This window comes from Stenotrophomonas sp. MYb57, from assembly GCF_002966815.1.
Classification (GTDB): domain Bacteria; phylum Pseudomonadota; class Gammaproteobacteria; order Xanthomonadales; family Xanthomonadaceae; genus Stenotrophomonas; species Stenotrophomonas indicatrix.
Genome location: NZ_CP023271.1, coordinates 639,537 through 665,402, shown reverse-complemented (window position 1 = coordinate 665,402; position 25,866 = coordinate 639,537). Strand labels below are relative to the sequence as shown.

At 68.3% G+C, this 25,866-nt stretch carries 12 protein-coding genes; 6 read left to right on the top strand and 6 right to left on the bottom strand.

Annotated features, from left to right (window positions below; genetic code table 11):
- Nucleotides 1–49 precede the first annotated feature (49 nt).
- On the bottom strand, nucleotides 50–8,506 hold the full coding sequence (locus CLM74_RS02975; protein WP_105163420.1) for an ESPR-type extended signal peptide-containing protein: 8,457 nt from the start codon (nucleotides 8,504–8,506) through the stop codon (nucleotides 50–52).
- A gap of 440 nt (nucleotides 8,507–8,946) precedes the next feature.
- Nucleotides 8,947–12,831 (bottom strand): phosphoribosylformylglycinamidine synthase, encoded by a 3,885-nt coding sequence (purL, locus tag CLM74_RS02970; RefSeq protein WP_199776071.1) that lies wholly within the window; start codon nucleotides 12,829–12,831, stop codon nucleotides 8,947–8,949.
- An 858-nt stretch (nucleotides 12,832–13,689) separates the two neighbouring features.
- Between purL and CLM74_RS02965 the strand changes: the two genes are divergently transcribed.
- Nucleotides 13,690–15,801 (top strand): glycosyl hydrolase family 18 protein, encoded by a 2,112-nt coding sequence (locus CLM74_RS02965; protein WP_105163418.1) that lies wholly within the window; start codon nucleotides 13,690–13,692, stop codon nucleotides 15,799–15,801.
- Between the two features lie 118 nt (nucleotides 15,802–15,919).
- Here CLM74_RS02965 and CLM74_RS02960 read toward each other — a convergent pair whose 3' ends face one another.
- Complete coding sequence (locus CLM74_RS02960; protein WP_105163417.1) at nucleotides 15,920–16,711, bottom strand: thioredoxin fold domain-containing protein; 792 nt, start codon at nucleotides 16,709–16,711, stop codon at nucleotides 15,920–15,922.
- A gap of 88 nt (nucleotides 16,712–16,799) precedes the next feature.
- Nucleotides 16,800–17,777: a site-specific tyrosine recombinase XerD gene (xerD, locus tag CLM74_RS02955; RefSeq protein WP_105163416.1), complete on the bottom strand. Its 978-nt coding sequence runs from the start codon at nucleotides 17,775–17,777 to the stop codon at nucleotides 16,800–16,802.
- Nucleotides 17,778–17,833: 56 nt separating this feature from the next.
- Here xerD and CLM74_RS02950 point away from each other — a divergent pair, with 56 nt between their 5' ends.
- On the top strand, nucleotides 17,834–18,322 hold the full coding sequence (locus CLM74_RS02950; RefSeq protein ID WP_025879355.1) for an RDD family protein: 489 nt from the start codon (nucleotides 17,834–17,836) through the stop codon (nucleotides 18,320–18,322).
- An 82-nt stretch (nucleotides 18,323–18,404) separates the two neighbouring features.
- Here the strand turns inward: CLM74_RS02950 and lptG are convergent, their stop codons facing one another.
- Together lptG and lptF are read right to left on the bottom strand one after the other, a co-directional pair.
- On the bottom strand, nucleotides 18,405–19,511 hold the full coding sequence (lptG, locus tag CLM74_RS02945; RefSeq protein ID WP_025879356.1) for an LPS export ABC transporter permease LptG: 1,107 nt from the start codon (nucleotides 19,509–19,511) through the stop codon (nucleotides 18,405–18,407).
- Nucleotides 19,508–20,590, bottom strand: coding sequence for an LPS export ABC transporter permease LptF (gene lptF / locus CLM74_RS02940; RefSeq protein ID WP_032977254.1), 1,083 nt, complete (start codon nucleotides 20,588–20,590; stop codon nucleotides 19,508–19,510). The genes lptG and lptF overlap by 4 nt, the downstream gene beginning before the upstream one ends.
- Before the next feature lie 104 nt (nucleotides 20,591–20,694).
- On the opposite strand from lptF, the gene CLM74_RS02935 reads away from it, so the two are divergent.
- The 4 genes from CLM74_RS02935 (at nucleotide 20,695) to CLM74_RS02920 (ending at nucleotide 25,800) form a co-directional block, all read left to right on the top strand.
- Complete coding sequence (locus CLM74_RS02935) at nucleotides 20,695–22,173, top strand: leucyl aminopeptidase (RefSeq protein WP_105163415.1); 1,479 nt, start codon at nucleotides 20,695–20,697, stop codon at nucleotides 22,171–22,173.
- A 97-nt stretch (nucleotides 22,174–22,270) separates the two neighbouring features.
- Entirely contained in the window at nucleotides 22,271–22,696 is a 426-nt protein-coding gene (locus CLM74_RS02930; protein ID WP_025879359.1) for a DNA polymerase III subunit chi, read from the top strand.
- Between the two features lie 19 nt (nucleotides 22,697–22,715).
- Nucleotides 22,716–22,907, top strand: coding sequence for a YqaE/Pmp3 family membrane protein (locus tag CLM74_RS02925; protein ID WP_025879360.1), 192 nt, complete (start codon nucleotides 22,716–22,718; stop codon nucleotides 22,905–22,907).
- Nucleotides 22,908–22,941: 34 nt separating this feature from the next.
- Nucleotides 22,942–25,800, top strand: a complete 2,859-nt coding sequence (locus CLM74_RS02920; protein ID WP_105163414.1) for a valine--tRNA ligase — start codon at nucleotides 22,942–22,944, stop codon at nucleotides 25,798–25,800.
- Nucleotides 25,801–25,866 lie beyond the last annotated feature (66 nt).

Sequence of the window (25,866 nt, the reverse complement as noted above, 5' to 3'; positions counted from 1 at the left end):
TCACTGCTCGACGTGCCGATGGGTTGCCCATCGGCACGTTGTTGCGCACTTACCAGCCGAAGCCGGCACCGACGCCGACCGAGCTGTCATCACTGCTGAAGGCACCACCGACGGTGACCGTGGCGCGATCGCTGATCGCACGCTGGTAGCCCAGCGACATGGCCGACTCGCCTCCCTGGAAACCGATGCCGACGCCGACCCGGTTCTGGGTGCGGATGCCGGCGGCACTGGTGGCCATGTTGAGCATCGCTGCGCTCATCGCGCCCTGGCGGTCGATGCGGCGATCCATGTGACGCAGGCGTCCATCAACTTCGCCCTTGAACACATCGAAGCTGTCGGTGACTGCCTGCACGCGGCTGTCGGTATAGCTGTTGGCGGTGGTGATGCCACGATCCAGCTGGCCCTTGTTGACCGCATCGGTTGCGGTGGTGCCGGCCGCCACGTTGGTGACCTGGCGTTCGTTGCCCTCACTGCCGACCGAGACGGTGTTGGCGCGATCGGCAACCGAGCCCTGGCCCAGCGCCACCGCATTGGCCGCCGTTGCACTCGCGCCCTGGCCGACAGCGGTGGACGATGCGCCACTGGCGACAGCGCCATCGCCCATCGCGACGGCGTTGACGCCACCGCCTGCGACCAGTGCTGGCTGAGCACTGCCTGCGCTGGCGGCGGTCGGCGTGCCCTGCACACGGGCCGTTGCCGATCCGCCATCAGCCAGGCTCGCGTCGGTGGCAGCCGACGCCGTGGCCACGTTGGACGCGTCTGCGTCCAGCGGGGCGGCCATCGAACGCAGGCTGGCCGCGCCGGAACGCGTGCCGCTGGCGGTGCGACGATCGATCTCGCTGACCTTTCGGTCCAGTGCGCCCAGCGCGTCGCCGACGTTGCTGTAGGTGGACCCCTGGATCACATAGTTCGGCGCGACGAACACGCCCTGCATGCCGACGCTGGCACCGCCGCCGAGGAAGCTGGCGGCATCGCTGAGCGACTGGAACAGCTGCCCACCGTTGATCGCCTGGCGGCTGCCGGAGGCGATGCTGCCGGCGCCGACGTTGTCGATGGTGGTGCCCTGGATACCGGCCAGGGTCAGGCGGTCACGGCTGGCATCGTCGTAGCCGACCGAGCTGGCCGCGCTGGTTTCAACGGTGGCGATGCGCGAGTCGAAATCACCGACCCGGGTTTCCACCGCACCCACGCGCTGGTTGGTGACGTTGAGCTGTGAACCGGTCACGGCGTCGCTGCTGCCGGCGGCGATGCGGCCATCGGCAACGTTGACGATGCGGCGCGTAGCAGGACCATCCGTGCCGTTGCCGCCGCCGACCGACACCACGTTTGCATCCACCGCACGCGCGCCGGCACCGAGTGCCACTGAGTTGCTGCCGGTAACGGCGGCATTGGCGCCTACGGCCAGTGATGCGTTGCCGACGGCGCTGGCGTTGCTGCCCAGTGCATTGCTGCGGTTGCCACTGGCAGTGGCACTGGAGCCCACCGCCACTGCGTTGGTACCGCTGGCAGTGGCGGTGCCGCTGCCGTTGGCACGGAAGTGCCTGCTGGTGGCGTCGGCGGTGGAGGCCACCGCATCCAGCTGGCCCTTGTTCACCGCATCGTTGGCCTGGGTACCGGCGGCCACGTTGGTCACCTGGCGGTTGATCGCGCTGTGGCTGACCCCGGCAGCATCGACCCACTCCTGCGCCGCACCCACCGATACCGCATTGGCACGGTCGGCCAGCGAACCTGCACCGAGCGCCACGCTGTTGTCGGCGTCCTTGGTGGTCCAGGTATTGCTGCCCAGCACGGTGGCATTGGTGGCCTGCGCATAGCTGTTGTAGCCGACCACGGTGGCACCGTCCTCGGTGGCCCATGCCTCGCTGCCGATCGCGGTGGTGTGCTGGCCCGTGCCAACGCTGTTGGCGTCCTGTCCGGCCAGCGCGTTGAAGCCGACCGCCACGCCATTGAGCCCGGTGGTGGCATTGTTGCCCAGTGCGGTACCGAACTGGCCGGCGCGCGCCTGCACGCCGAAACCAGCACCGGCGATCTGCGCGACGGTGCCCTGGCCCACGGCTGTGGACACTTCGGCGGCCTGCGCGCCACTGCCCAGCGCGGTGCCGAAGAAGGCGGACGTGGCACCGGCGCCGTAGGCGGTGGACTGCCAGCCGTTGGCCGACGCGAAGTTGCCGACGGCGGTGGCTTCGCGACCATCAGCGGTTGCGCCATAACCGACGGCCGTTGCGGCCAGCCCGTTGGCCTGGGCGATGCCGCCGACGGCGACCGCACCGATGCCCTGCGCCTGGGACTGCGCACCGAGGGCCACACTGGCCGGGCCTGCGCTGCTGCTTTCCACGCCGATGGAAATCGCGCCACCGGCCGTGCTGCTGGCGCTGCTGCCGATCGCCACACCGTCTTCACCACTGGCCAGCGCATTGAAGCCGACGGCGGTGGCGTTGGCCGCGACCGCGGTGGCACCACTGCCGAGCGCACTGGCGCCATTGCCGATCGCATTGGCCGCTTCACCGGCCGCCAGCGCATTGTCACCTTCGACGTAGGCACCGGCGTCGCTGTCGGCACTGCCGCTGGCCTGGAAGTGCTTGCTGGTCTTGTCGGCGACACTGGCCACGGCATCCAGCTGGCCCTTGTTCACTGCATCGGTGGCCTCGGTGCCGGCGGCAACATGGGTGACCTGGCGTTCACCGCCCGCGCTGCCGACGGCCACCGTGTTGTCACGGTCGGCCTTCGAGCCCGCACCAAGGGCGACACTGTTGACACCGTTGGCGGTCGCGCTGGCACCCAGGGCGGTGCTGTCAGCCGCATCGGCCCATGCATTCCAGCCGATCGCGGTGGCGTAGTCATCGGTCGCCCAGGCACCGGCACCGAAGGCCGCCGCACCGGTACCGCTGGCACGCGACGGGATCAGGCCGAAGAAGGTGCTGCCGCCGATGGCGACACTCTCTGCGCCACTGGCTTCGCTGGACTGACCGACGGCGACGGCGCCGCTGCCTGCTGCCGCCGCTCCGAAGCCGACAGCCGTGGTGTTGGCACCGGTCGCCGCCGAGCCGTAGCCCAGTGCAGTGCCGAGGCGGCCGCTGGCTTCGCTGTAGCCACCGATGGCGGTGGTGCCATCGGCCGAAGCGGCACTGCGGAAACCGCTGGCCAGCGACTGCGCACCGCTGGCGACGGCCTCCGCACCGTTGGCGGTGCTGTAGACGCCGCTGGCCTGTGCAGCGGTGCCGGTAGCGGTGGCGCTGATGCCACTGGCTACCGCGCCGTTGCCGAGTGCGGCACTGTCTTCACCGGTGGCCTGCGCGTTGCTGCCTACCGCAGCCGCATTGCTGCCCGTGGCCAGTGAGTTGATGCCCACGGCGGTCGCGTTGGCGGCCACGGCCGTGGCACCACTGCCGAGCGCGGTGGCGCCATTGCCGATCGCATTGGCCGCTTCACCGGCAGCCAGTGCGTTGTCGCCTTCCACATAGGCACCGGCATCGCTGTCGGCGCTGCCGCTGGCCTGGAAGTACTTGCTGGTCTTGTCCGCCGTTGCGGCGACAGCATCGAGCTGGTTCTTGTTGACCGCATCGGTGCCTTCGGTGCCAGCCGCCACGTGGGTCACCTGGCGTTCGCTGCCGGCGCTGCCGACGGCCACCGTGTTGTCACGGTCGGCCTTGGAGCCTGCGCCCAGGGCGACGCTGTTGGCACCGTTGGCGGTAGCGCTGGCACCCAGTGCCGTCGACTCGGCGCCATCGGCCCACGAATTCCAGCCGATTGCAGTGGCGTAGTCCTCGGTGGCCCACGCACCGGCACCGAACGCCGCTGCGCCGTAGCCACTGGCACGTGATGGCACCAGGCCGAAGAAGGTGCTGCCACCAATGGCCACGCTCTCATCGCCGCTGGCTTCGCTGGAATCACCCATCGCCACCGAGCTGGCGCCCGACGCCGCAGCGAACACGCCGGCAGCGGTGCTGTTGGCACCACTGGCCACGGTGCCATAGCCCAGCGCCGAGCCGAGGCGACCGCTGGCTTCGCTGTAGCCGCCGACTGCGGTGGTGCCGTCTGCAGAGGCTGCCGAACGGAAGCCACTGGCCAGCGACTGCGCACCGCTGGCGACCGCCTCGGCACCGTTGGCCGTGCTGTACACCGCCGTCGCCTGCGCGCCTGCACCGGTTGCGGTGGTGCTGGTTTCGCTGGCCACCGCGCCGCTGCCGAGCGCCGCACTGTCTTCGCCCGTCGCCTGTGCGTTGTTGCCCACCGCAGCCGCACTGCCGCCGCTGGCCAGGCTGTTGAAGCCTACCGCCGTAGCGTTTGCCGCTACCGCTGTTGCACCACTGCCGAGTGCGGTGGCGCCGGTGCCGATCGCATTGGCGGCCTCACCGGCGGCCAGCGCGCTGTCACCTTCCACGTAGGCACCGGCATCGCTGTCGGCGCTGCCGCTGGCCTGGAAGTACTTGCTGGTCTTTGCGCCTTCGGCGGCCACCGCGTCCAGCTGGTCCTTGTTCACCGCATCGGTACCCTGGGTACCGGCGGCCACGTTGGTGATCTGGCGGGTGTTGCCGCCGCCACCGACCGACACGGTGTTGTCGCGGTCGGCAATCGAATCGGCACCCAGCGCCACGCTGTTGGCACCGCGCGATTCAGCCGCATTGCCCAGCGCGGTGCTGTTGATGCCCGGCGCATAGGCGCCGCCACCGACCGCGGTGGAATAGTCGCCGGATGCTTCGGTCGCCAGCAGGCCGAACAACGATCCACCGACGGCCACGGCATTGGTGCCGGTAGCCAGGCTGCCCTGGCCGGTGGCGGTGCTGTAGGCACCGGACGCTTCCGAATCGCCACCAAGCGCGACGCTGTTGGAACCGGAGGCGTTGGCAAAGTTGCCGAAGGCAGTGGCGTTGAATGCCGAGGCGTTGGCGTAACCGCCGATGGCGGTGCTGTAGCCACCGGTCGCTTCGGCACCAATGCCGAATGCTGCCGAAGCGGTGCCACTGGCCACGCTTTCACTGCCGACCGCAGTGGCGGCCTCACCGCTGGCGTTGCTGAAGTAGCCCACCGCCACGGCTTCTTCGCCGCTGGCTTCGGACAGCACGCCGCTGGCGGTGCTGCCAGCGCCGCTGGCCACCGCGGCCGCGCCGAAGGCCGCACTCTGTTCGCCGCTGGCTTCGCTCTCGGCACCATGAGCAGTGGCGTATTCGCCGGTCGCCTGTGCGTTGGCACCGATGGCGCTGGCATTGGCCGCGCTGGCCAGGGCATTGAAGCCGATGGCCTGTGCGTTGCCGGCCAGTGCATTGGCGCCACTGCCGAGGGCGGTTGCGCCGTTGCCGATGGCATTGGCCGATTCACCCGCGGCCAGCGCGTTGTCACCTTCCACGTAGGCACCGGCGTCGCTGTCGGCACTGCCGCTGGCCTGGAAGTACTTGCCGGTGGTCGCGGCACTGGCTGCAACCGCGTCGAGCTGCGACTTGTTCACCGCATCGGTGGCCTGGGTACCGGCCGCCACACTGGTGATCTGCCGCTCATTGCCCGCGCTGCCCACTGACACGCTGCGGTCGCGGCTGGCCACCGAACCGGCACCCAGTGCAACCGCGTTGTTACCACTGGCCGTGCTGCCCGCGCCCAAGGCGATCGCACTTTCACCGCCGGCCACCGTGTTGGTGCCGATGGCGATGCTGTTGATGCTGTTGCCCAGTGCCTGGAAGCCCAGCGCAACACTGTTGTCGCCGTAGCTGAAGGCGCCGCGGCCGACGGCGGTGGAACTGGTGCCGTTGGCCCAGCTGTTGTAGCCGATGGAGGTGGCACCGTTGGCGCTGGCCCATGCCGCCGGACCAAACGCCGAGGCATTGCGGCCGGTGGCCCACGCGCCGGCACCGAAGGCGGTGGCGCCTTCCTCGCTGGCAGTGCTGTAGCCACCCACGGCGGTGCTGTCATCGGCCTTGGCGAAGGCGCTGTCGCCGACGGCGACGGCATAGCCGCCGGTAGCGCGCGACTTGCCGCCTGCCGCGAAACTGTTGTCGCCGGTGGCCTGTGCCGCATTGCCGAAGGCGCTGCTGCTGGCACCGGTCGCCTGCGCGGCATTGCCGACGGCGGTGGAACCGGCCGAGGCGGTGGTGCCGATCTGCACCGGGTTGCCCTGCTCATCCAGCAGCGGCTGGTTGTATTCGTCGTAGGCCTGGCCGAGGCCACCCACGGCTACCGCACCGTCACCGTCGGCGAAGGTATTGCGACCCAGTGCCACGCTGTCGGCGCCGATGGCCGCAGCGCCCGCGCCCTGTGCCAGCGCGCCGGCACCGATGGCGTTGCTGGCCGAACCCGCCGCTACCGCACCCTCGCCCTCTGCATAGGCGCCAGCATCGCTGCCGCTTTCCGGCTGCGCCTGGAAGAAGCGCGCGGTGGTGTCGGCGGTGCTGGCCACGGCGTCCAGCTGTGCCTTGTTCACGGCGTCGGTAGCTTCGCTGCCGGCAGCCACGCTGGTGATCTGCCGCTCGTTGCCGGCACTGCCCACGGCCACGCTGTTGGCGCGCACCGCTTCGGAATTGGCGCCCAGTGCAACGCTGTTGGCACCACGCGCAGTGGCGTAGTAGCCGACGGCGGTGCTCTGCGTGCCACTGGCCCAGGTCTGCGCGCCCAGCGCACTGGCGTTCTCGCCCGGTGCATAGGCGAAGTAGCCCACTGCGACCGACTCGGCACCGGAGGCCTCGGTCAGGCTGCCATTGGCCACGGCCTGGTCGCCGCTGGCGATGGCACCGGCACCGACGGCGGTGGCCGCTTCGCCACTGGCCTGGGTCTGCACGAAGAAGCCCAGGCCCGGGATCAGATCGGCCGGGCCACCGATGGCCACGCTGCTGGTGCCGGTAGCGTTGCTCTGCGTACCGACGGCGGTGGAATAGTCGCCGATGGCATTGGAAACAGCACCGAACGCCGACGACTGCGCACCTGCCGCATAGGCTCCCACGCCATATGCCGACGCTGCGAAACCACCGGCATCGGCGCTGGCGCCGACGGCGGTACCACCGACCCCGGCACTGGTGGCGCCGGTCTCTACCGGCAGGCCACCACTGGTGATCAGCGGATTGCCATCGGCATCCACCGCAGCACCGCCGACGGCGACGCTGCCCGGGCCGACTGCCTGCGCGTTGTTGCCGAAGGCCGCGCTGTTCTGGCCAGATGCAAGCGCGTTGTTGCCGACCGCAGTGGCGTTCTGCGCGACCGCGGTCGCACCTGCACCGACGGCGGTCGTGCCGTTGCCGATCGCATTGGCGGCTTCGCCAGCGGCGAGCGCGTCATCTCCCTCGGCCAACGCACCGGCATCGCTGTTGTTGCTGCCGGTGGCCTGGAATCGCTTGGCGGTGGTATCGGCTACCGCTGCCACGTCGTTCAATTGAGCGACGTTGACCGCATCGGTGTCTTCGGTACCGGCGGCAACACTGGTGATCTGCCGGGTCAGGCCGTAGTCGACCGCACCCACCGACACGGTATCGACGCGGTCGGCCAGCGAGCCGGCGCCCAGCGCCACGCTGCCGGTAGCCACGGCCGCCGAATTGGAACCCAGCGCGGTGCTGTATTCGCCCACCGCCGTGCTGAACGCACCGACGGCAATCGACGCTTCGTTGGCGGCGGTCGCACCGCGGCCCAGCGAGGTGCTGCCGGGGCCCATCGCCACGGCACCCGCGCCGACCGCGGTAGCGCCATCGGCGCTGGCTTCGGACAGTGCACCCAACGCGGTGGCTGCGCCGTTCTCGCTGGCGGCCACGGCACTTGCGCCTACCGCCGTATCGCCAAGGCCGAAGGCGGCCGCACTCTGCCCGACCACTACGCTGGCATCACCAAAGGCGAGCGCGTTCTGGCCGAAAGCACTGGCACCAAGTCCTGCGGCAATCGCCTGGGTGCCGACCGCGGTGGTGGCGTTGGCCAGCGACTGGCTGCCACTACCGACCGCGATGGCGCCCTGGCCTTCGATCTTTGCCGCGTCGCTGTCATCGCCAGCGCCATCGGCCTTGAAATAGCGGCTGCCCTCGGCCGCCGCCTGCGCAAGCGCGGCCTGCGTGGCGCGCGCCTGTGCATCCAGCTGTGCCTTGTTCACCGCATCGGTGGCGGCGGTACCGGCGGCGACATTGGTCACCTGCCGTTCCTTGCCGGCATCACCGACAGAAACGGTGTTGGCGCGCGTTGCCTTGGAACCGGCGCCCAGCGCCACGCTGTTGGCGCCGGTGGCGCTGGTACCCGCACCAATCGCCACCGCGTTGCTGCCCTTGGCGCTGGCACTGCCATCGACCACGCACTTGTCCAGCACCTTGCTGTTGAGCACCACGCAGTTCGCGCTGCCCCCAATCTCGACCGACTGCGCCGCAGCGATGCCGGTCATGCCCAGTCCCATTGCCAAGGCCAGCGCTGCAGCCAGTCGTGCCGGCGCGGCATCGGTCGCACCGCGACGCTGGTCGACGACCCCGCCTGATGAGCTGGAAGAGGCCAGTTCCGAGGCCACCACCAACTGACCCAATGCTTTGTTCCAGACCTTGCGATAAATCCGATTCATCGGTACGGCTCCTGATTGGACTGGTTTTGGGCAAAGCAACGCCACCGCCGAGCCTTCGTGGCCCAACGTCCCCTGGGGGCGTTTATTCGCGTGATTTACTGCGGGTATTGCCGAACGGCGCGCAGGGACAGAAAACCGAGCGCATGCGCCGTGCGGTTACTGCGGGATGAACAGATTTGAAACGGGGGTCAAGTGTTAACGGCATCTTTGCGGATCGTCAAGAGTTTGACGCAGCAAAACCCATTGCCGTGAAGCAGTTCACTGTTTCACTTGTTTATGTACGCATTTTGTTAGGCGCACGTGAGGAAATCCTCACTTATGAAAACGCATGTAACTGATGGCCAGTTCAGGAGTTTCCGTATGGACAAAGAAAAACCCGCCGGTTTCCCGGCGGGTTCTCCATACGCGATGGCATCGTCAGCTGCGCAATGCGCGTGCGATCAACCGCACCACACCCGTGCGTTGCGGAACATGCGCATCCACGGTGAATCGCCCTGCCACTCGGACGGGGCCCAGCTCAGGTTGAGCGCGCGCGGGGTGCGCTCCGGGTGCGGCATCATGATGGTCACCCGGCCGTCGGTGCTGGTCAGGCCGGTGATGCCGTCGGGCGAGCCGTTCGGGTTCAGCGGGTACTGGCTGGCGACGTTGCCGTTGCCATCGATGTAGCGCAGTGCGACACGGGCTGTGGCCTGGTCGACGGCGTTGTCGAACACCGCTTGTCCTTCGCCATGTGCCACCGCCACCGGCAGGCGCGACCCGGCCATGCCACGCAGCAGGATCGACGGCGACTCCACCACTTCCAGCAGCGCGGTGCGGGCTTCGAACTGCTCGCTGGCGTTGCGGCGGAACTGCGGCCAGTGTTCGGCACCGGGGATGATGTCCTTCAGCTGGCTCATCATCTGGCAGCCGTTGCACACGCCCAGGGCGAAGCTGTCCTCGCGCGCGAAGAACGCGGCGAAGGCATCGCGCAGCGCGGTACGCTCGAGGATCGAGGTCGCCCAGCCGCGGCCGGCACCGAGCACGTCGCCGTAGCTGAAGCCGCCGCAGGCAACCAGGCCGGTGAAGTCCTGCAGCGCCACGCGGCCTTCGATGAGGTCGCTCATGTGCACGTCGAACGCGCGGAAGCCGGCACGTTCGAAGGCGTTGGCCATTTCGATCTGGCCGTTGACGCCCTGTTCGCGCAGGATCGCAACGCGCGGACGCGCCCCGGTCTGCACGAACGGTGCGGCAACATCCTCATTGGGATCGAAGCTCAACTTCGGCTTCAGGCCCGGCGCGGTAAAGGCGCGGGCGATCTCGCGCTCGGCATCGGCGTTGGCCGGATTGTCGCGGCGCTTCTGCATGGCGTGGGTGACCGACCACCAGGCATCGAACAGCGCTTCCCAGCGCCATTCGGCCAGCGAATCACCACCCAGCGACACCCGCACCACCGGCGCAGTGGTCGGCTTGGCGATGCGCTGTGCGCACTCGGTCAGCGCATGGCGCTCGACCAGGTCGGCGAACGCGGCGCGGTCTTCGCGGGCGATCTGCACAACGGCGCCCAGCTCTTCATTGAAGAGGCTGCGGAACGGGTCATCGCCCCAGGCATCGAGGGTGATGTCCAGGCCCAGGCGCGAGGTGAAGGCCATTTCGCACAGCGCGGCGAACGCACCACCGTCGCTGCGGTCGTGGTACGCGCGCAGCAGGCCGGCCTGGCGTGCATCGCGGATCAGCTCGAAGAAGCCACGCAGGCGCTGCGGGTCGTCCAGGTCCGGGGCGGCACCGGCGAAGGCCGGCAGGTCGCCGTGGTCGGCATGCACCTGGGCCAGGATCGAACCGCCCAGGCGCTGCTTGCCGGCACCGAGGCCAATCAACCACAGCTCGCTGTCGATATCGCGGTCCAGCAGCGGGGTCAACTGCTGGCGCGCATCGGACACCGGCGCGAACGCGGTGATGACCAGCGACACCGGCGACACGCTCTTGTGCGCCTGCCCCTGGTCGTGCCACTGCGCCTGCATCGACAGCGAGTCCTTGCCCACCGGGATGCTGATGTCCAGCTGCGGGCACAGTTCCATGCCCACCGCCTTCACCGCGTCGTACAGCAGCGCGTCTTCGCCCGGGTGGCCGGCAGCAGCCATCCAGTTCGCCGACAACTTGACTTCATCCAGCGCATCGACCGGGGCCGCGCACAGGTTGGTCAGTGCTTCGCCAACGGCCATGCGGGCCGAGGCCGCCGCGTCCAGCAGCGCCAGCGGCGTGCGTTCGCCCAGTGCCATCGCCTCGCCGGCCACGCCGTCGAAATCGGCCAGGGTGATCGCCACGTCGGCCACCGGCAGCTGCCACGGGCCGACCATCTGCTCGCGCGCGGTCAGGCCGCCCACGCTGCGGTCGCCGATGGTGACCAGGAAGTTCTTGGAGGCCACGGTCGGGTGTGCGAGCACGCGCAGACCGGCTTCCTGCAGATCCAGGCCACCGGTCTTCAATGCCGGCCAGCGCGGTGCCGGCGGGTGCGCGGTATCGCGGTGCATCTTCGGCGGCTTGCCGAACAGTACGTCCATCGGCAGGTCGATGGGCGCGTCGGCCGGGATGTTGCCCGGCACGGCACCATAGGCCACCACCAGGTGTTCGGCTGCGGTGGCGACACCGACCGCAGCGAACGGGCAGCGCTCACGAGCGCACAGCGCGGCGAATTCGGCCAGGCGCTCCTGCGCCACGCCGAGCACGTAGCGCTCCTGCGACTCGTTGCACCACAGCTGCATCGGCGACAGCGACGGATCGTCGGTGGGCACCTTGCCCAGGTCGATGATGCCGCCCACGCCGGAATCGTGCAGCAGTTCGGGAATGGCGTTGGACAGGCCACCGGCACCGACGTCATGGAAGAACTTGATCGGATTGTCAGCGCCCATCGCCACGCAGCGGTCGATGACCTCCTGGCAGCGACGCTCCATTTCCGGGTTGTCGCGCTGCACGCTGGCGAAGTCCAGGTCCTCGGCGCTCTCACCGGAAGCGACCGAACTGGCGGCACCGCCGCCGAGGCCGATCAGCATCGCCGGGCCGCCGAGCACGATCACGGCATCGCCGTCCTGCAGCAGGATCTTGTCGACCTGCACGCGATCGATGGCGCCGAGGCCACCGGCCAGCATGATCGGCTTGTCGTAGGCGCGCACCAGGTCGGCGCCTTCCGGCAGTTCGAAACTGCGGAAGTAGCCGAGCAGCGCCGGGCGGCCGAATTCGTTGTTGAACGCGGCGCCGCCGAGCGGGCCGTCGGTCATGATCTCCAGCGCCGGGGCCATGCGCGGGTTCAGCGCACGCGGCGCTTCCCACGGCTGCGGCAGCTCGGGAATGCGCAGGTGCGAGACCGAGAATCCGCTCAGGCCGGCCTTCGGCTTGCCGCCACGACCAGTCGCACCTTCGTCGCGGATTTCACCACCAGCGCCGGTCGACGCGCCCGGGAACGGCGCGATCGCGGTCGGGTGATTGTGCGTTTCCACCTTGATCTGGAACGCGCTGGGCACCTGCGGTTCGCGGCGGTACTCGCCGCTGGCCGGGTCCGGGCGATAGCGCGAGGCCGGATGGCCTTCGATCACCGCTGCGTTGTCGCTGTACGCGCTGAGCGTGTGCTGCGGGGTCTGCTGGTGGGTGTTCTTGATCATCCGGAACAGCGAGCGGTCCTGCTCCTGGCCGTCGATGGTCCAGCTGGCGTTGAAGATCTTGTGCCGGCAGTGCTCGGAATTGGCCTGCGCGAACATCATCAGTTCCACGTCCGACGGCGAGCGGCCCAGCGCGGTGAAGCGCTCGCGCAGGTAGTCGATCTCGTCCTGCGCCATGGCCAGGCCGAGGCGCTGGTTGGCGGCCTCCAGCTGGTCCACCGGCACGCGCTCCAGCTCGCCACGGGCCGGGGTCGAGAACAGGGACTGGCCCTGATCGACGCGCTCCAGCACCGACTGCGTCATCGGGTCGTGCAGCACCTTGACCAGCGCCTGCTGGGCGGCAGCGTCTGTCGGCCAGCCCTGCACGTCGATGCGCAGGCCACGCTCGACCCGGCTCACCGGCTGGCCGGCACCGCGGACCAGCTCGCTGGCCTTGCTCGACCACGGCGACAGCGTGCCCAGGCGCGGCACCACGATGCGGCTGACCGCACCGTCAGCAACCGCCTCGGACTGCGGGCGGGCTTCCAGGATGCGGCACAGGGTATCGACGTCGGGGGCGGCAGTGCCCTCGGCCTGCACGAAGTAGACGTGCCAGGCACCGCTGATGCGCAGGGAGGGAGCGATGGACTGCAGGCGGGATTCAAGACGTTCGCGGCGGAACGGCGACAGGGCGGGCGCGCCCTCGAGGACCATCATGTCCGGGGAACCGTAGTTGGGAAACGGGCCCGACATTGTACCGGAAGCGGGGATAGGCTTCGGCCGGGCGGCGCCCGGCACCCGCCGAAGCGGTAGTGCCGGCCGCTGGCCGGCACCCTCAACAGCAACAGCAGAAGCTGGCATTCCGTGGGATGGCGGGGTGGGTCCGGTTGCGGGGGACGCCGTAAACCCATCCCTGGGGGCTTGGCCGCGGCATCCATGCCGCGGACACCCCCGCAACCGGACCCACCCCGCCTTCGACAGTTCCCTGCTGCTGTTGGTAGGTGTCGACCTTGGTCGACACGGTAGATCCACGCCATGCGTGGATGCTCCCGGTCGTGCCGGCCGCTGGCCGGCCACCAGGGAAATGCGGAAATCAAACGCCTGAGAGCGAAGCGATCGGCGTTTGATCTTGATTTTCTGTTCTGTCTTTCGTGGCTGGCGCCCGCAGGAAATTGTCCGTGGCCGGGCGGGTGGGTTGCGCAGGGGCGTAAGCGCCATGGATGGCGCGCCCGAGCCTACAGGGACGTATTCACGGCGTCCCCTGCGCAACCCACCCGCCCGGCCCACCCCCAGAAATCCGCTGTAAACGACCAACCCCAGCCACGAGGGGGCTCCGCCGATGGCTGCCGACCGCGCGCCAGCGCCACTCTCCGCCAAATCCCCGAACCATGCACTCGCTCACGGATTGACCACGCAATTGATGACAACGTTGTCCCCACCTGGCGCCGGACTCTCTCCCCGGCCACCAGGTACCTCCGTCCGCCCCCTCCGTCGCCTTCCCGGGCGACGTCCGGACCCTGCGTTACGTGCGGCGCCGTCTTGGCCCGCGCGCCAACCATCGATCGGAGACACACCATGTACGACCCGCTTGTGCAGAGTGCCGATGTACGCAGTGCCCACCCTTCCCTTCATCGCTGTCGCCCGCGCCGTCTGGCCTGGTTGCTGGCCCTGGCCGGGGCGGTCGCCCTGCCCGGCCTGGCCCAGGCCGCCAGTTGTGCCGGCGTGGCCGAATGGGACCAGGCCAAGATCTACCGCAGTGGCGACACCCTGCAGAAGGGAGGGGTCCTCTACCGGGCGAACCAGGACATCTGGAATGCGCCGCCAGACCATCCGGCCGGGGCGCCCTACTACACCAACCTCGGCGCCTGCGACGGCGGCGGGGCCAACCAGCCGCCGGTGGTCAGCCTGACCTCGCCGGCCAACGGCGCCACCTTCAGCGCCGGCAGCACGGTCAACGTGACCGCCAACGCCAGTGATGCGGACGGCAGCGTCAGCAAGGTCGAGTTCTTCCGCGATGGCAATTCGCTGGGCATCGACACCAGCGCGCCGTACAGCGCCAGCTGGGCCAACGCCAGCGCCGGCAGCCACACCCTGCGCGCGGTCGCCACCGACAACAACAACGCCACCGCCAGCACCGCGACCATCACCATCACCGTCAACGCGGCCAGTGGCGATACCACCGCGCCCAGCGTGCCCGGCGGCCTGGCCGTGGGCACCCGCACCGCCAACAGCATCGCCCTGAGCTGGAGCCCCTCCACCGACAACACCGGTGGCAGCGGCGTGGCCGGCTACGACGTGTACCGCAATGGCAGCCTGGTCGGCTCGCCGTCCAGCGCCAGCTATGTCGATGGCGGCCTGACTGCGTCCACCAGCTACAGCTATCGCGTGCGTGCCCGCGACAACGCCGGCAATGCGTCGGCACAGGGCACGGCAGTGACCGCCAGCACCCTGGCCGGCGACGGTGGCACCACCGGCAAGCGGGTCATCGGTTACTTCACCCAGTGGGGCATCTACGGCCGCAACTACCGGGTCAAGAACATCGACAGCAGCGGTTCGGCCGCGCGCCTGACCCACATCAATTACGCCTTCGGCAACGTGCGCAACAACCGCTGCGAAGTGGGCGTCACCCAGGCGTCGGATCCGAACAGCGGAGCCGGTGGCGATGCCTTCGCCGACTACACCAAGGCCTTCGGTGCCGGCGAAAGCGTGAGCGGCAGCGCCGATACCTGGGACCAGCCGCTGCGCGGCAACTGGAACCAGCTCAAGCAGCTCAAGGCCAAGTACCCGGGCATGAAGGTGCTGATCTCGCTGGGTGGCTGGACCTGGTCGCGCGGCTTCTCCAGCGCGGCGCAACCGGCCAACCGCCAGGCCTTCGTCGCTTCGTGCATCGACGCCTACATCAAGGGCAATCTGCCGGTGACCGATGGTGCCGGTGGCCCCGGTGCGGCGCTGGGGGTGTTCGATGGCATCGACATCGACTGGGAATACCCGGTGGCCTGCGGTATCGCCTGCGGCACGCCCGAGGACAACGCCAACTTCACCGCGCTGATGGCCGAATTCCGCCGCCAGCTCGATGCGGTGCGCCCGGGCCTGCTGCTGACGGTGGCGGTCGGCGCCGGCATCGACAAGATCCGCGTCACCGATCCGGCCGCGTACCACCCGTACCTGGACTACATCAACGTGATGACCTACGACTTCCACGGCGCGTGGGATGCGAAGACCAATCACCAGTCGGCGCTGTTCGATTCGCCGAATGATCCGTCCACCGGCGACCAGAAGCTGTACAACAGCAACGACGCCATCGAGGCCTTCATCAGCCGTGGTGTTCCCGCCGCCAAGCTCAACCTGGGCATCGGTTACTACGGGCGCGGCTGGACCGGGGTGACCAACGCCAACAACGGCCTGTACCAGAGCGCCACCGGTGCGGCACCGGGTACCTACGAGGCTGGCATTGAAGACTGGAAGGTGCTGAAGAACCTGGCGTGGCCGAGCTACACCGACAACACCGCCGGTGCCACCTGGATCTACAACGGCAGCACACTGTGGAGCTTCGATACCCCGGCCAACATCACCCGCAAGATGGGCTACGTGAAGACTCAGGGACTGGGCGGTGCGTTCGTCTGGGAGTTCAGCGGCGACGATGCGCAGGGCACGCTGACCAAGGCGGTCAGTGATGGGTTGAAGTAAAAAAAAGAGCCGGGGCCGCACTGCGTCCCCGGCTTTCTGTCTGATGCATCCGCCGGGCATGGCCCGTCGCTACCCGCCCATCCACGGTAGCGCCGGGCCATGCCCGGCGGCGTTTCAATCAGCGCTTGGCCGACAGCTTCTCCAGCGCAGCACGCAACTGCGCCGGCGGCAGGTAGCCGCCGAGCTGGGTGCCATCGGGCGCGAAGATCGCCGGCGTGCCATTCACGCCCAACTGCTGGCCCAGGGCGTACTGCATCGCCACCGGGTTGGTGCAGTTCTTCGCTGCCACCGTGCCACCACGCTTGGCATTGGTCAGCGCCTGGCGGCGATCGGCCGCGCACCAGACCGAGATCATGTCGGTGTAATCCTTGCTGCCCAGCCCCATGCGCGGGAAGGCCAGGTATTCGACGGTGATGCCGTTGCGGTTGAGCTCGGCGATGTCCTGGTGCAGCTTGCGGCAGTAGCCGCATTCGATGTCGGTGAACACGCTGATGGTGTACTTCGCGTTCGGCGCGGCGAACACGATGCGGTCACCATGGTTGGCCTTGGCCAGCAGGTCGCGACGGTAGCCCAGCAGGCCTTCGCTGTTGGCCGGGCTCTTGGCGCGGGTGTCGTAGGGCTGCGACTGGAACAGGTAGCGGCCGTCGTCGGAGACGTACAGCAGCTGGCCGGAGACCACCACTTCACGGAAGCCCGGGAAGGGCGCGGCACCGATGTAGTCCACCTGGAAGCCGGGGTTGAGCTCGGTCAGCGCCTTGCGCACGGCCTGCTCGGCCGGAGCATTGGCCGTGGCGGCAGGGCCGGCCTTGGCTGCCGCTGCAGCAGGGGCCTTTGCGGCGGACGGGGCGGGCTGGGCGCAGGCACTCAGGCTGAGCGCGCCGAACACGGCGGCGATGGCGAATCGGAGCATGGAGCAGTCCGCAGCAGAAAGAAGACCCCGGATTCTGACACAGCCATCCTGAGCGGTCCGCGATGCCGCGCACAGGCCCGGCAGGGGTTCAGCCGCGTGGATGATGGCGGGCGTGCAGTTTCTGCAGGTGTTCGCGTGCGACCAGCGTGTAGATCTGCGTGGTGGACAGCGAGCTGTGGCCCAGCAGCATCTGCAGCGCGCGCAGGTCGGCGCCACGGTTCAGCAGGTGGGTGGCGAAACTGTGCCGCAGGCCATGCGGACTGATCCGCGCCGGGTCGATACCGGCCACCGCCGCATAGCGCTTGACCAGGTGCCAGAACGCCTGGCGGGTCAAGCCATGCAGCGCCGGTTCGATGAACAGCGGCGTCTGCCCGTCGGCCAGCGCCTGCACCTTGCCCTTCCCCACCAGCTGCGGTCGCGACTGCTGCAGGTAGCGTTCCAGCCAGTACTGCGACTCCTCGCCCAGCGGCACCAGGCGTTCCTTGCTGCCCTTGCCGGTCACCCGCAGCACGCCCTGGCGCAGGTTCACCGCCGTGCCGGGCAACAGCACCAGCTCGCTCACCCGCAGCCCGGCGGCATACATCAGCTCCAGCATGGCGCGGTCGCGCAGGCCGAGCGGACTGTCGATATCCGGTGCCGCCAGCAGCGCGTCGATCTGGCTCTCTGCCAGTGCCTTGGGCAGCAGCCGTGGCAGCTTCGGCGGGTCCAGCAGTGCGCTGGGATCCTCGCTGCGTTCGCCACGCCGCACGGCATCGGCAAAGAACGCGCGCAGCGCCGACAGCAACCGCGCGTTGCTGCGCGGCGACCAGTTGTGGCGGGTGCGCCAGGCCAGGTAATCGAACAGACCGGCGCGTTCAACACCGGCCAGACCACCGTCGCGCCCGTCACACCAGCGCGCTAGGCCTTCAAGGTCGCGGCGATAGCTGTCCAGGGTGGCGCGGGCCAGACCGTGCTCGGCCCAGATCGCATCGAGGAAACGCTGGATGCGCTGGCTGTCCTCGCCGCGCAGCTCGGGCAATTGCTGGACCAGCTGACGACGTTCGGCGGGGGTGGAAGTGACGGCCATGCACGCAGGATACGAGGCCAACTGCGGGCACGGCCAGCATTGCGTATGCTCGGCACATGTCGAGCCCCGCCACCGATGCGGCCCACGTCGCCGCTGATACGCCCCGCCCGCGCGCGCTGCTGCTGTGGCGCCTGCTGGCGATGATCTATGACGCGCTGCCGGTGCTGGCCTTGTGGATGCTGGCCGGCACGGCCTTCACCCTGGCCTATACGTTCAGCGGCCATGCGCAGCGCGACAACATCGCGCCTTTCAGTGCCTGGCAATGGCTGTTGTGGGCGGTGTGCTGGGCCATGACCGGGTGGTATGCCACCGCCAGCTGGCGGCGCGGTGGGCAGACGCTGGGCATGCGCCCGTGGCGCTTGAAGCTGGAATCACGCGATGGCACGCCGTTGCGACGCGGCCAGCTGTGGCTGCGCTTCGCGGTGGCCACGCTGTCGTTGCTGCTGGGCGGATTGGGCTTCTGGTGGGCCTTGGTGGATCGCCAGCGGCTGACCTGGCACGACCGCGCGAGTGCCACGCAGCTGCTGCGGATGCCGAAGCGCTGACCTGTCCTGGCAGCGCCGGGCCATGCCCGGCGGACGCGGGATATCGCACACCTTCGCCGGGCATGGCCCGGCGCTACCGGAATCAGCCCGATTTGCGCCGGAACAACAACCCGGACACCGCCAGCATCACGATCGGCGGCAGCGCATAGGCAATGCGGTAGTCGAACTTGAGCGCACCGGCCATGCGGCCGAAGAACAGCTGCAGCAGCCAGAACGCCAGCGCGAACAGGATGCCCAGGAACAAGCGCTTGCCCATGCCGCCACTGCGCAGCGAACCGAACGCGAACGGCACCGCCGCCAGGCACAGCGCCAGCACATTCAACGGATAGAACCAGCGGCTCCAGTACACATCCTCGTAGTCGCGTGCATCCAGCCCGTTGCGCTCGCGGTAGGCGATGCTGGTGCTCAGCTCGGACACGCTGAGGTTGCGCGGCTTGGCGATGCCGGTGGCCAGGGCGCCGGCATCCAGCTTGGAATTCCACGGCTCACGGGCCGCTTCCTGGCGCGTTGCCGAGCGCTCGCCGAAGGTGTCACGGCGCACGCCGGTCAACACCCAGCCATCCTTGTCATGCTCGGCGGTGGCCGCATGGGTCAGCGTACCGATCCGACCCTCTTCGTCGATCTTGTACAGGCGCACGTCACGCAGAATCAGCCGGGTGCCCTTGTCGCCGACCAGCTGCTCCTCGCCACTCTGTGCGTTGAGGAAGGTGTCACCCTCACGCGCCCACAGGCCGGAGTAACGCGCCACCGCCATGTCGGTGCCCCACTTGGCACTCATCTTCAGCGAATCGGCGCGGTTCTGGCCCCACGGCCCCAGGGTCTCGGCGCTGATCACCATCAGCCCGGTCAGCAGCGACAGGGCGATCGCCACCGACACGCTCAGGCGCTTGCGCGACAGGCCCAGCGCGCGCAGCGCCGTCAGCTCCGAGGTCGCGGCCAGCTGGCCCAGGCCCATCAGCGCGCCGATCACCGCCGCGGTCGGGAACATCGTGTAGGCCCGGCGCGGCACGGTGTACAGCACCCAGGCGGCAGCGTGGCCCAACGAATAGCCGTTCTTGCCGATGTCCTTGAACTCACCGGAGAAGGCCATCAGCACGTCCAGGCCCACCAGCACCGCCCAGGTCAACAGCACGGTACCCAGCACTGCCCGGCCCAGGTACAGATCGAAACGCATCGGTCGCAGCATCATGCGCGGGCTCCCTTCGGGCGGGCCATGCGGCCGTCACGCGCGTACATCCAGATCGCCAGTGCCAGCAGCGGCAGGGTCAGCCACCACAGGCCAAGCGCCGGCGGAATCTGGCCATTGGCGATCCAGCCACTGCCGATGAACATCAGGTTGGTACCGACCATGTAGGCCATCAGGGCCAGCATCATCCGCCCATAGCGCTGCTGGCGCGGCGAACTGCGTCCCAGCGGCACGGTCAGCAGGGCAAAGGCCAGTGCGATCAGCGGCGGCGCCAGGCGACGGTGCAGCTGTGCCTGGGCCTCGGGGCGCTTGTCACCGAACAGCGCGGTGGTCGGCATCAGTTCGGGGTCATCACTCTTGCGGGCCTCACTGCCGTCGGGCAGCGCCACGTCGTTGCGGGCGAAGGTCGCCAGGCGGTAGTCCAGTGCGCCAGCCGCCGGCCCTTCCAGCTGGTGGCCATCATCCAGCTCGAGGAAACGCTGGCGGGCGCCTTCGAAGTACATGCGGCCGCTGGCGGCGGACACCACTTCAAGGCGATCCTCCTTCTGCCGCTGCAGGAACACCCGGCCCAGCTGGCTGCCATCGGGCGAGATCGAGGCGACATAGACCACCCCGCCATTGGGCAGCGGGGTGAACCGGCCCGGCTCCAGGCCGGCCATCAGCACGCTGCGGTTGGCGTCCTGGACCATCTGTTCGGCGGTGCGCCCGGCCCAGGGGCCGAGCCACAGCGAACAGGCACCGACCACCGCGATCACCGGCAGCACCAGCATCAGCAGGGGCTTGAGCAGGCGCCGGGGGCCGACACCGATGGCGGTGATGACCGCCATTTCCGAGTCGCGGTAGAGGCGGGCAATGGCCAGCAGCAGGCCCAGCATCAGTGCCAGCGGCAGGATCAGCGGCATGTAGACGATGAACTGCAGGCCCAGCTGCGAGAACAGCAGCTTGGCCGGCAGCCGCCCGTCGGCGATGTTGCCGAGGATGTCCACCAGCACGCCGCCCACGCTGACCACCAGCAGGACGATCAGGGTAGCCAGGAAACTCTGGACGAAATCGCCCAATAGATAGCGGTCGAGCTTCAACATGGGGCGGTGGTTTAAACTCTCAGGTTCGTTCGCGGTGCCGCCCAGTCTAGCGTCTGGGCGTAAACGGTCCGCGATTGTACGGACTTGCCAATGGAATCTGCTCAATGGCTCTCGAATTCACCCTGAACCACCTCGCTGCGGCTTCGGCCGCCGTTGACTGCCTCGTCGTCGGCGCCTATGCCGACCATACCCTGACTGCGTCCGCGCAGGCACTGGATGCTGCAAGCGGTGGCCGCCTGGCCGCCCTGGCCCAGCGCGGCGACCTGTCCGGCAAGACCGGCGCCACCACCCTGCTGCACGACCTGCCGGGCGTGACCGCCCCGCGCGTGCTGGTGGTCGGCCTCGGCGATGCCGCCCGCTTCGGCGTGCCGCAGTACCTGAAGGCGGTCGGCGATGCCGTGCGCGCGCTGAAGGCCGGCGCTGCCCGCAGCGCACTGTTCACCCTGTCCGAAGTGGCAGTGAAGGACCGCGACGCGGCCTGGGCGATCCGCCAGGCAGTGATCGCCGCCGACCACGCTGCCTACCGCTACACCGCCACCCTGGGCAAGAAGAAGGCCGACGATGCCGGCCTGGCCCAGCTGGCCATCGCCGGTGATGACGCGCAGGCCCTGGCCCAGGGCCAGGCCATCGCCGCCGGTGTCGAGTTCGCCCGCGAGCTGGGCAACCTGCCGCCGAACTACTGCACCCCGGCCTATCTGGCTGAAGTGGGCGTGAAATTCGCCGGCGAGCATGACGGTGCCGAAGCCGAGATCCTCGACGAGACCCAGATGGAAGCGCTGGGCATGGGCTCGCTGCTGGCCGTGGCCCGTGGCTCGGCCAACCGCCCGCGCCTGGTCGTGCTGAAGTGGAGCAATGGCGGCGCCGCCAAGCCCTACGTGCTGGTCGGCAAGGGCATCACCTTCGATACCGGTGGCGTCAACCTGAAGACCCAGGGCGGCATCGAAGAGATGAAGTACGACATGTGCGGTGGCGCCAACGTCATCGGCACCTTCGTCGCTGCGGTCAAGGCCAAGCTGCCGTTGAATCTTGTGGTGGTGGTCCCGGCGGTGGAAAACGCCATCGACGGCAATGCCTACCGTCCGTCCGACGTCATCACCTCGATGTCGGGCAAGACCATCGAAGTGGGCAACACCGACGCCGAAGGCCGCCTGATCCTGTGCGACGCACTGACCTACGCGCAGCGCTTCGAACCGCAGGCGCTGGTCGATGTGGCCACCCTGACCGGTGCCTGCATGGTCGCCCTCGGCCACCAGACCGCAGGCCTGATGAGCAAGCACGACGACCTGGCCAACGAGCTGCTGGCCGCTGGCGAGCAGGTCTTCGACCGCGCCTGGCGCCTGCCGCTGTGGGACGAGTACCAGCCGATGCTGGATTCCAGCTTCGCCGACGTCTACAACATCGGCGGCCGCTGGGCCGGTGCCATTACCGCCGGCTGCTTCCTGTCGCGCTTCGCCGAAGGCCAGCGCTGGGCCCATCTGGACATCGCCGGCGTGGCCAGCGATGAAGGCAAGCGTGGCATGGCCACCGGCCGTCCGGTCGGCCTGCTGAGCCAGTGGTTGCTGGACCAGGTCGCCCGCGCCTGACGCTGTACCTGACCCTGGCCGGCAACCGCCGGCCGGGGCCTCGCCGGTCCAGCCGCCACCCGGCATGGATCGGCACCTGCCTCACCTGGATGCCGCCATGCCCCGCGCCGACTTCTACCTGATCGCCAAGCCCCGTTTCCTGACCGAGCCGTTGCGCCTGGTCTGCGAGCTGGCGCGCAAGGCCAACGACGCCGGGTTGTTCACCCTGGTCCTCGCCCGCGACCAGGCCCAGGCCGAAGAACTTGACGAACTTCTCTGGTCATTCGACGACGATGCCTACATTCCGCACCAGATCGTGGGTGAGGACGTGGACGAGGAAGAAGCCCTGGTACTGATCGCCCCGCCCGGTGGCGAGGCCCCCGTGCGGCCGCTGGTGATCAACCTGCGCGACGAACCCTGGCTGGGCCAGTGCGAGCGCGTGCTGGAAGTGGTCCCGGCCGATCCGGAAGCGCGCGAACCACTGCGCGAGCGCTGGCGCCAGTACAAGACCGCCGGCTACGACCTGAACAAGCACGACATGTAAGCCCTGCGAGGACCCCTTGATGCGCCTGCTGATCGCCCTGATTCTTCCCTGGCTGTCCTTTTTCACCATCGGCCGGCCGTTTGCCGGCATCGTCTGCCTGATCCTGCAGATCACCCTGATCGGCTGGCTGCCCGCCGCGATCTGGGCTGCCTATTCGGTCAGCCAGTACCACACCGACCAGAAGATCCGGCGCACCCTCGGGTCGCGCTGATCTCCCTTCCCGCCTTGATGACTGGTTCCCCCGCATGACCCAACTCGCCTCCAGCTACGACCCGAAGTCCTTCGAGACCGACCTCTACGAGGCCTGGGAGAAGGCCGGCCATTTCAAGCCGTCCGGCAAGGGCGAGCCGTACACCATCCTGCTGCCGCCGCCGAACGTGACCGGCACCCTGCACATGGGCCATGCCTTCCAGCAGACCCTGATGGATGCGCTGGTGCGCTACCACCGCATGCGCGGCTACGACACGTTGTGGCAGGTCGGTACCGACCACGCCGGCATCGCCACCGAGATGGTGGTCAGCCGCAACCTTGCGCTGGAAGGCAACGGCGAGACCCGCGATTCGCTGGGCCGCGAGGGCTTCATCGGCAAGGTGTGGGAGTGGAAGCAGCAGTCCGGTGACATCATCGAACGGCAGATGCGCCGCCTGGGCACCTCGGCCGACTGGTCGCGCAGCACCTTCACCATGGACCCGCAGCCGTCCGAAGCGGTGATCGAAGCCTTCGTGCGCTGGCACGAACAGGGCCTGATCTACCGCGGCCAGCGCCTGGTCAACTGGGATCCGGTGCTGAAGACGGCGATCTCGGACCTGGAAGTGGAGAGCGCCGAGGAAGATGGCTTCCTGTGGTCGATCGCCTACCAGCTGGATGAAGGCCTGAGCTACGAGCACGTCGAGCGCGATGCCGACGGCGTCGAAACCCTGCGCGAAACCCGCGATTACCTGGTGGTCGCCACCACCCGCCCGGAAACCCTGCTGGGCGACACCGCGGTGATGGTGCATCCGGAAGACGAGCGTTACCTGCACCTGATCGGCAAGAGCGTGGTGCTGCCGCTGACCGGCCGCCGCGTGCCGGTGATCGCTGATGACTACGTGGACCGTGCGTTCGGTACCGGCGTGGTCAAGGTCACCCCGGCGCATGACTTCAACGATTACCAGGTGGGCGTGCGCCACAGCCTGCCGATGATCAACCTGTTCACGCCGGTGGCCGCGATCAACGACAACGCGCCGGAACGTTTCCAGGGGCTGGACCGTTACGACGCGCGCAAGGCCGTGCTGGCTGAACTGGAAGACCTGGGCATCCTGGTCGAGACCAAGGCACACAAGCTGCAGGTGCCGCGCGGCGACCGTACCGGCCAGGTGATCGAGCCGTACCTGACCGACCAGTGGTTCGTGAAGATGGACGAACTGGCCAAGCGTGGCCTGGAGCTGGTCGAAGGTACCGATGGAAAGCCGGGCAGCATCTCCTTCGTGCCGCCGAACTGGATCAACACCTACCGCCACTGGATGACCAACATCCAGGATTGGTGCATCAGCCGCCAGCTGTGGTGGGGCCACCGCATTCCGGCGTGGTTCGACGCCGCCACCGGCAGCTGCTACGTGGGCCGCAGCGAAGACGAAGTGCGGGCGAAAAACAATCTCGGCAGCGACGTCGTGCTGAGCCAGGAAAGCGACGTGCTTGAGACCTGGTTCTCCTCGCAGCTGTGGCCGTTCTCCACCCTGGGCTGGCCGAACGAGCAAGCGATGGCCGAGCGCGGTTTCGACCGCTACCTGCCGTCGTCGGTGCTCATCACCGGCTTCGACATCATCTTCTTCTGGGTGGCGCGCATGATCATGGCCACCGACAACCTGACCGGGAAGATCCCGTTCAAGGACGTCTACTTCACCGGCCTGATCCGCGACGGCCAGGGCCAGAAGATGTCCAAGAGCAAGGGCAACGTGCTCGACCCGCTGGACATCATCGACGGCATCACCATCGATGACCTGGTGGCCAAGCGCACCGGCGGGCTGATGCAGCCGCGCATGGTCGAGAAGATCGAGAAGGCCACGCGCAAGGAGTTCCCGGACGGCATCGCCGCCCATGGTGCCGATGCGCTGCGTTTCACCATCGCCGCGCTGGCCACCCATGGCCGCGACATCAAGTTCGACATGAACCGCGCCGAGGGCTACAAGAATTTCTGCAACAAGCTGTGGAATGCCAGCCGCTTCACCCTGATGAACACCGAAGGTGCAGCGTTCACCGGTGCGCCGACGCCGCGGACCGATGCCGAGCGCTGGATCCTCTCGCGCCTGGCCGCTACCACCGCCGAGGCGCAGGGCCATTTCGCCGCCTATCGCTTCGACCTGCTGGCGCAGTGCCTGTACGAGTTCGCGTGGAACGCGTTCTGCGACTGGTTCCTGGAGCTGAGCAAGCCGGCATTGAACGGCGCCGATGCCGCCGACGCCGACAGCACCCGCCACACCCTGCTGTACGTGCTGGAAGCGCTGCTGCGCCTGCTGCACCCGCTTACTCCGTTCATCACCGAACAGCTGTGGCAGCAGCTGGCACCGCGCCTGGGCCTGGCCGAAACCACGCTGTCGCTGCGGCCGTACCCGACCGCCGCCGAATTCGAGGGCGATTTCACCCAGGCCGAGGCCGACGTGGAATGGTTGAAGGCGGCGATCAGTGCGGTGCGCCGCGTGCGCAGCGAGCTGAACGTCGCCCCGTCCAGGCTGGTGCCGCTGCGCCTGCTGGCCGGCCAGGAACATGCCGGGCAGAGCCAGGATCGCGCGCGCATCGAGCGCTTCAGTGCCTCGCTGTCGTTCCTGCTGAAGCTGGACAGCATCCAGTGGCTGGCCGATGCACAGAGTGCGCCGCCGGCCGCCGCCGCGATCGTCGGTGAGCTGAAGCTGCTGGTGCCGCTGGAAGGCCTGGTTGATCTCGATGCCGAGCGCGCGCGCCTGGACAAGGAGATCAAGCGCGTGGAAGGCGAACAGGAGAAGAGCGAGACCAAGCTGGCCAAGTTCTCCGACAAGGTTCCGCCGGCGGTGATCGAGCAGGAACGCGTGCGCCTGGTCGACTGGAACAACCAGCTGGCCGGCCTGCGCGAACAGCGCGCGAAGCTGTAACGCCTCCCGGGTGGGTGCGGACCTTGGTCCGCACCGCTGTGATGTGCCAACCAAGGTTGGCACCTA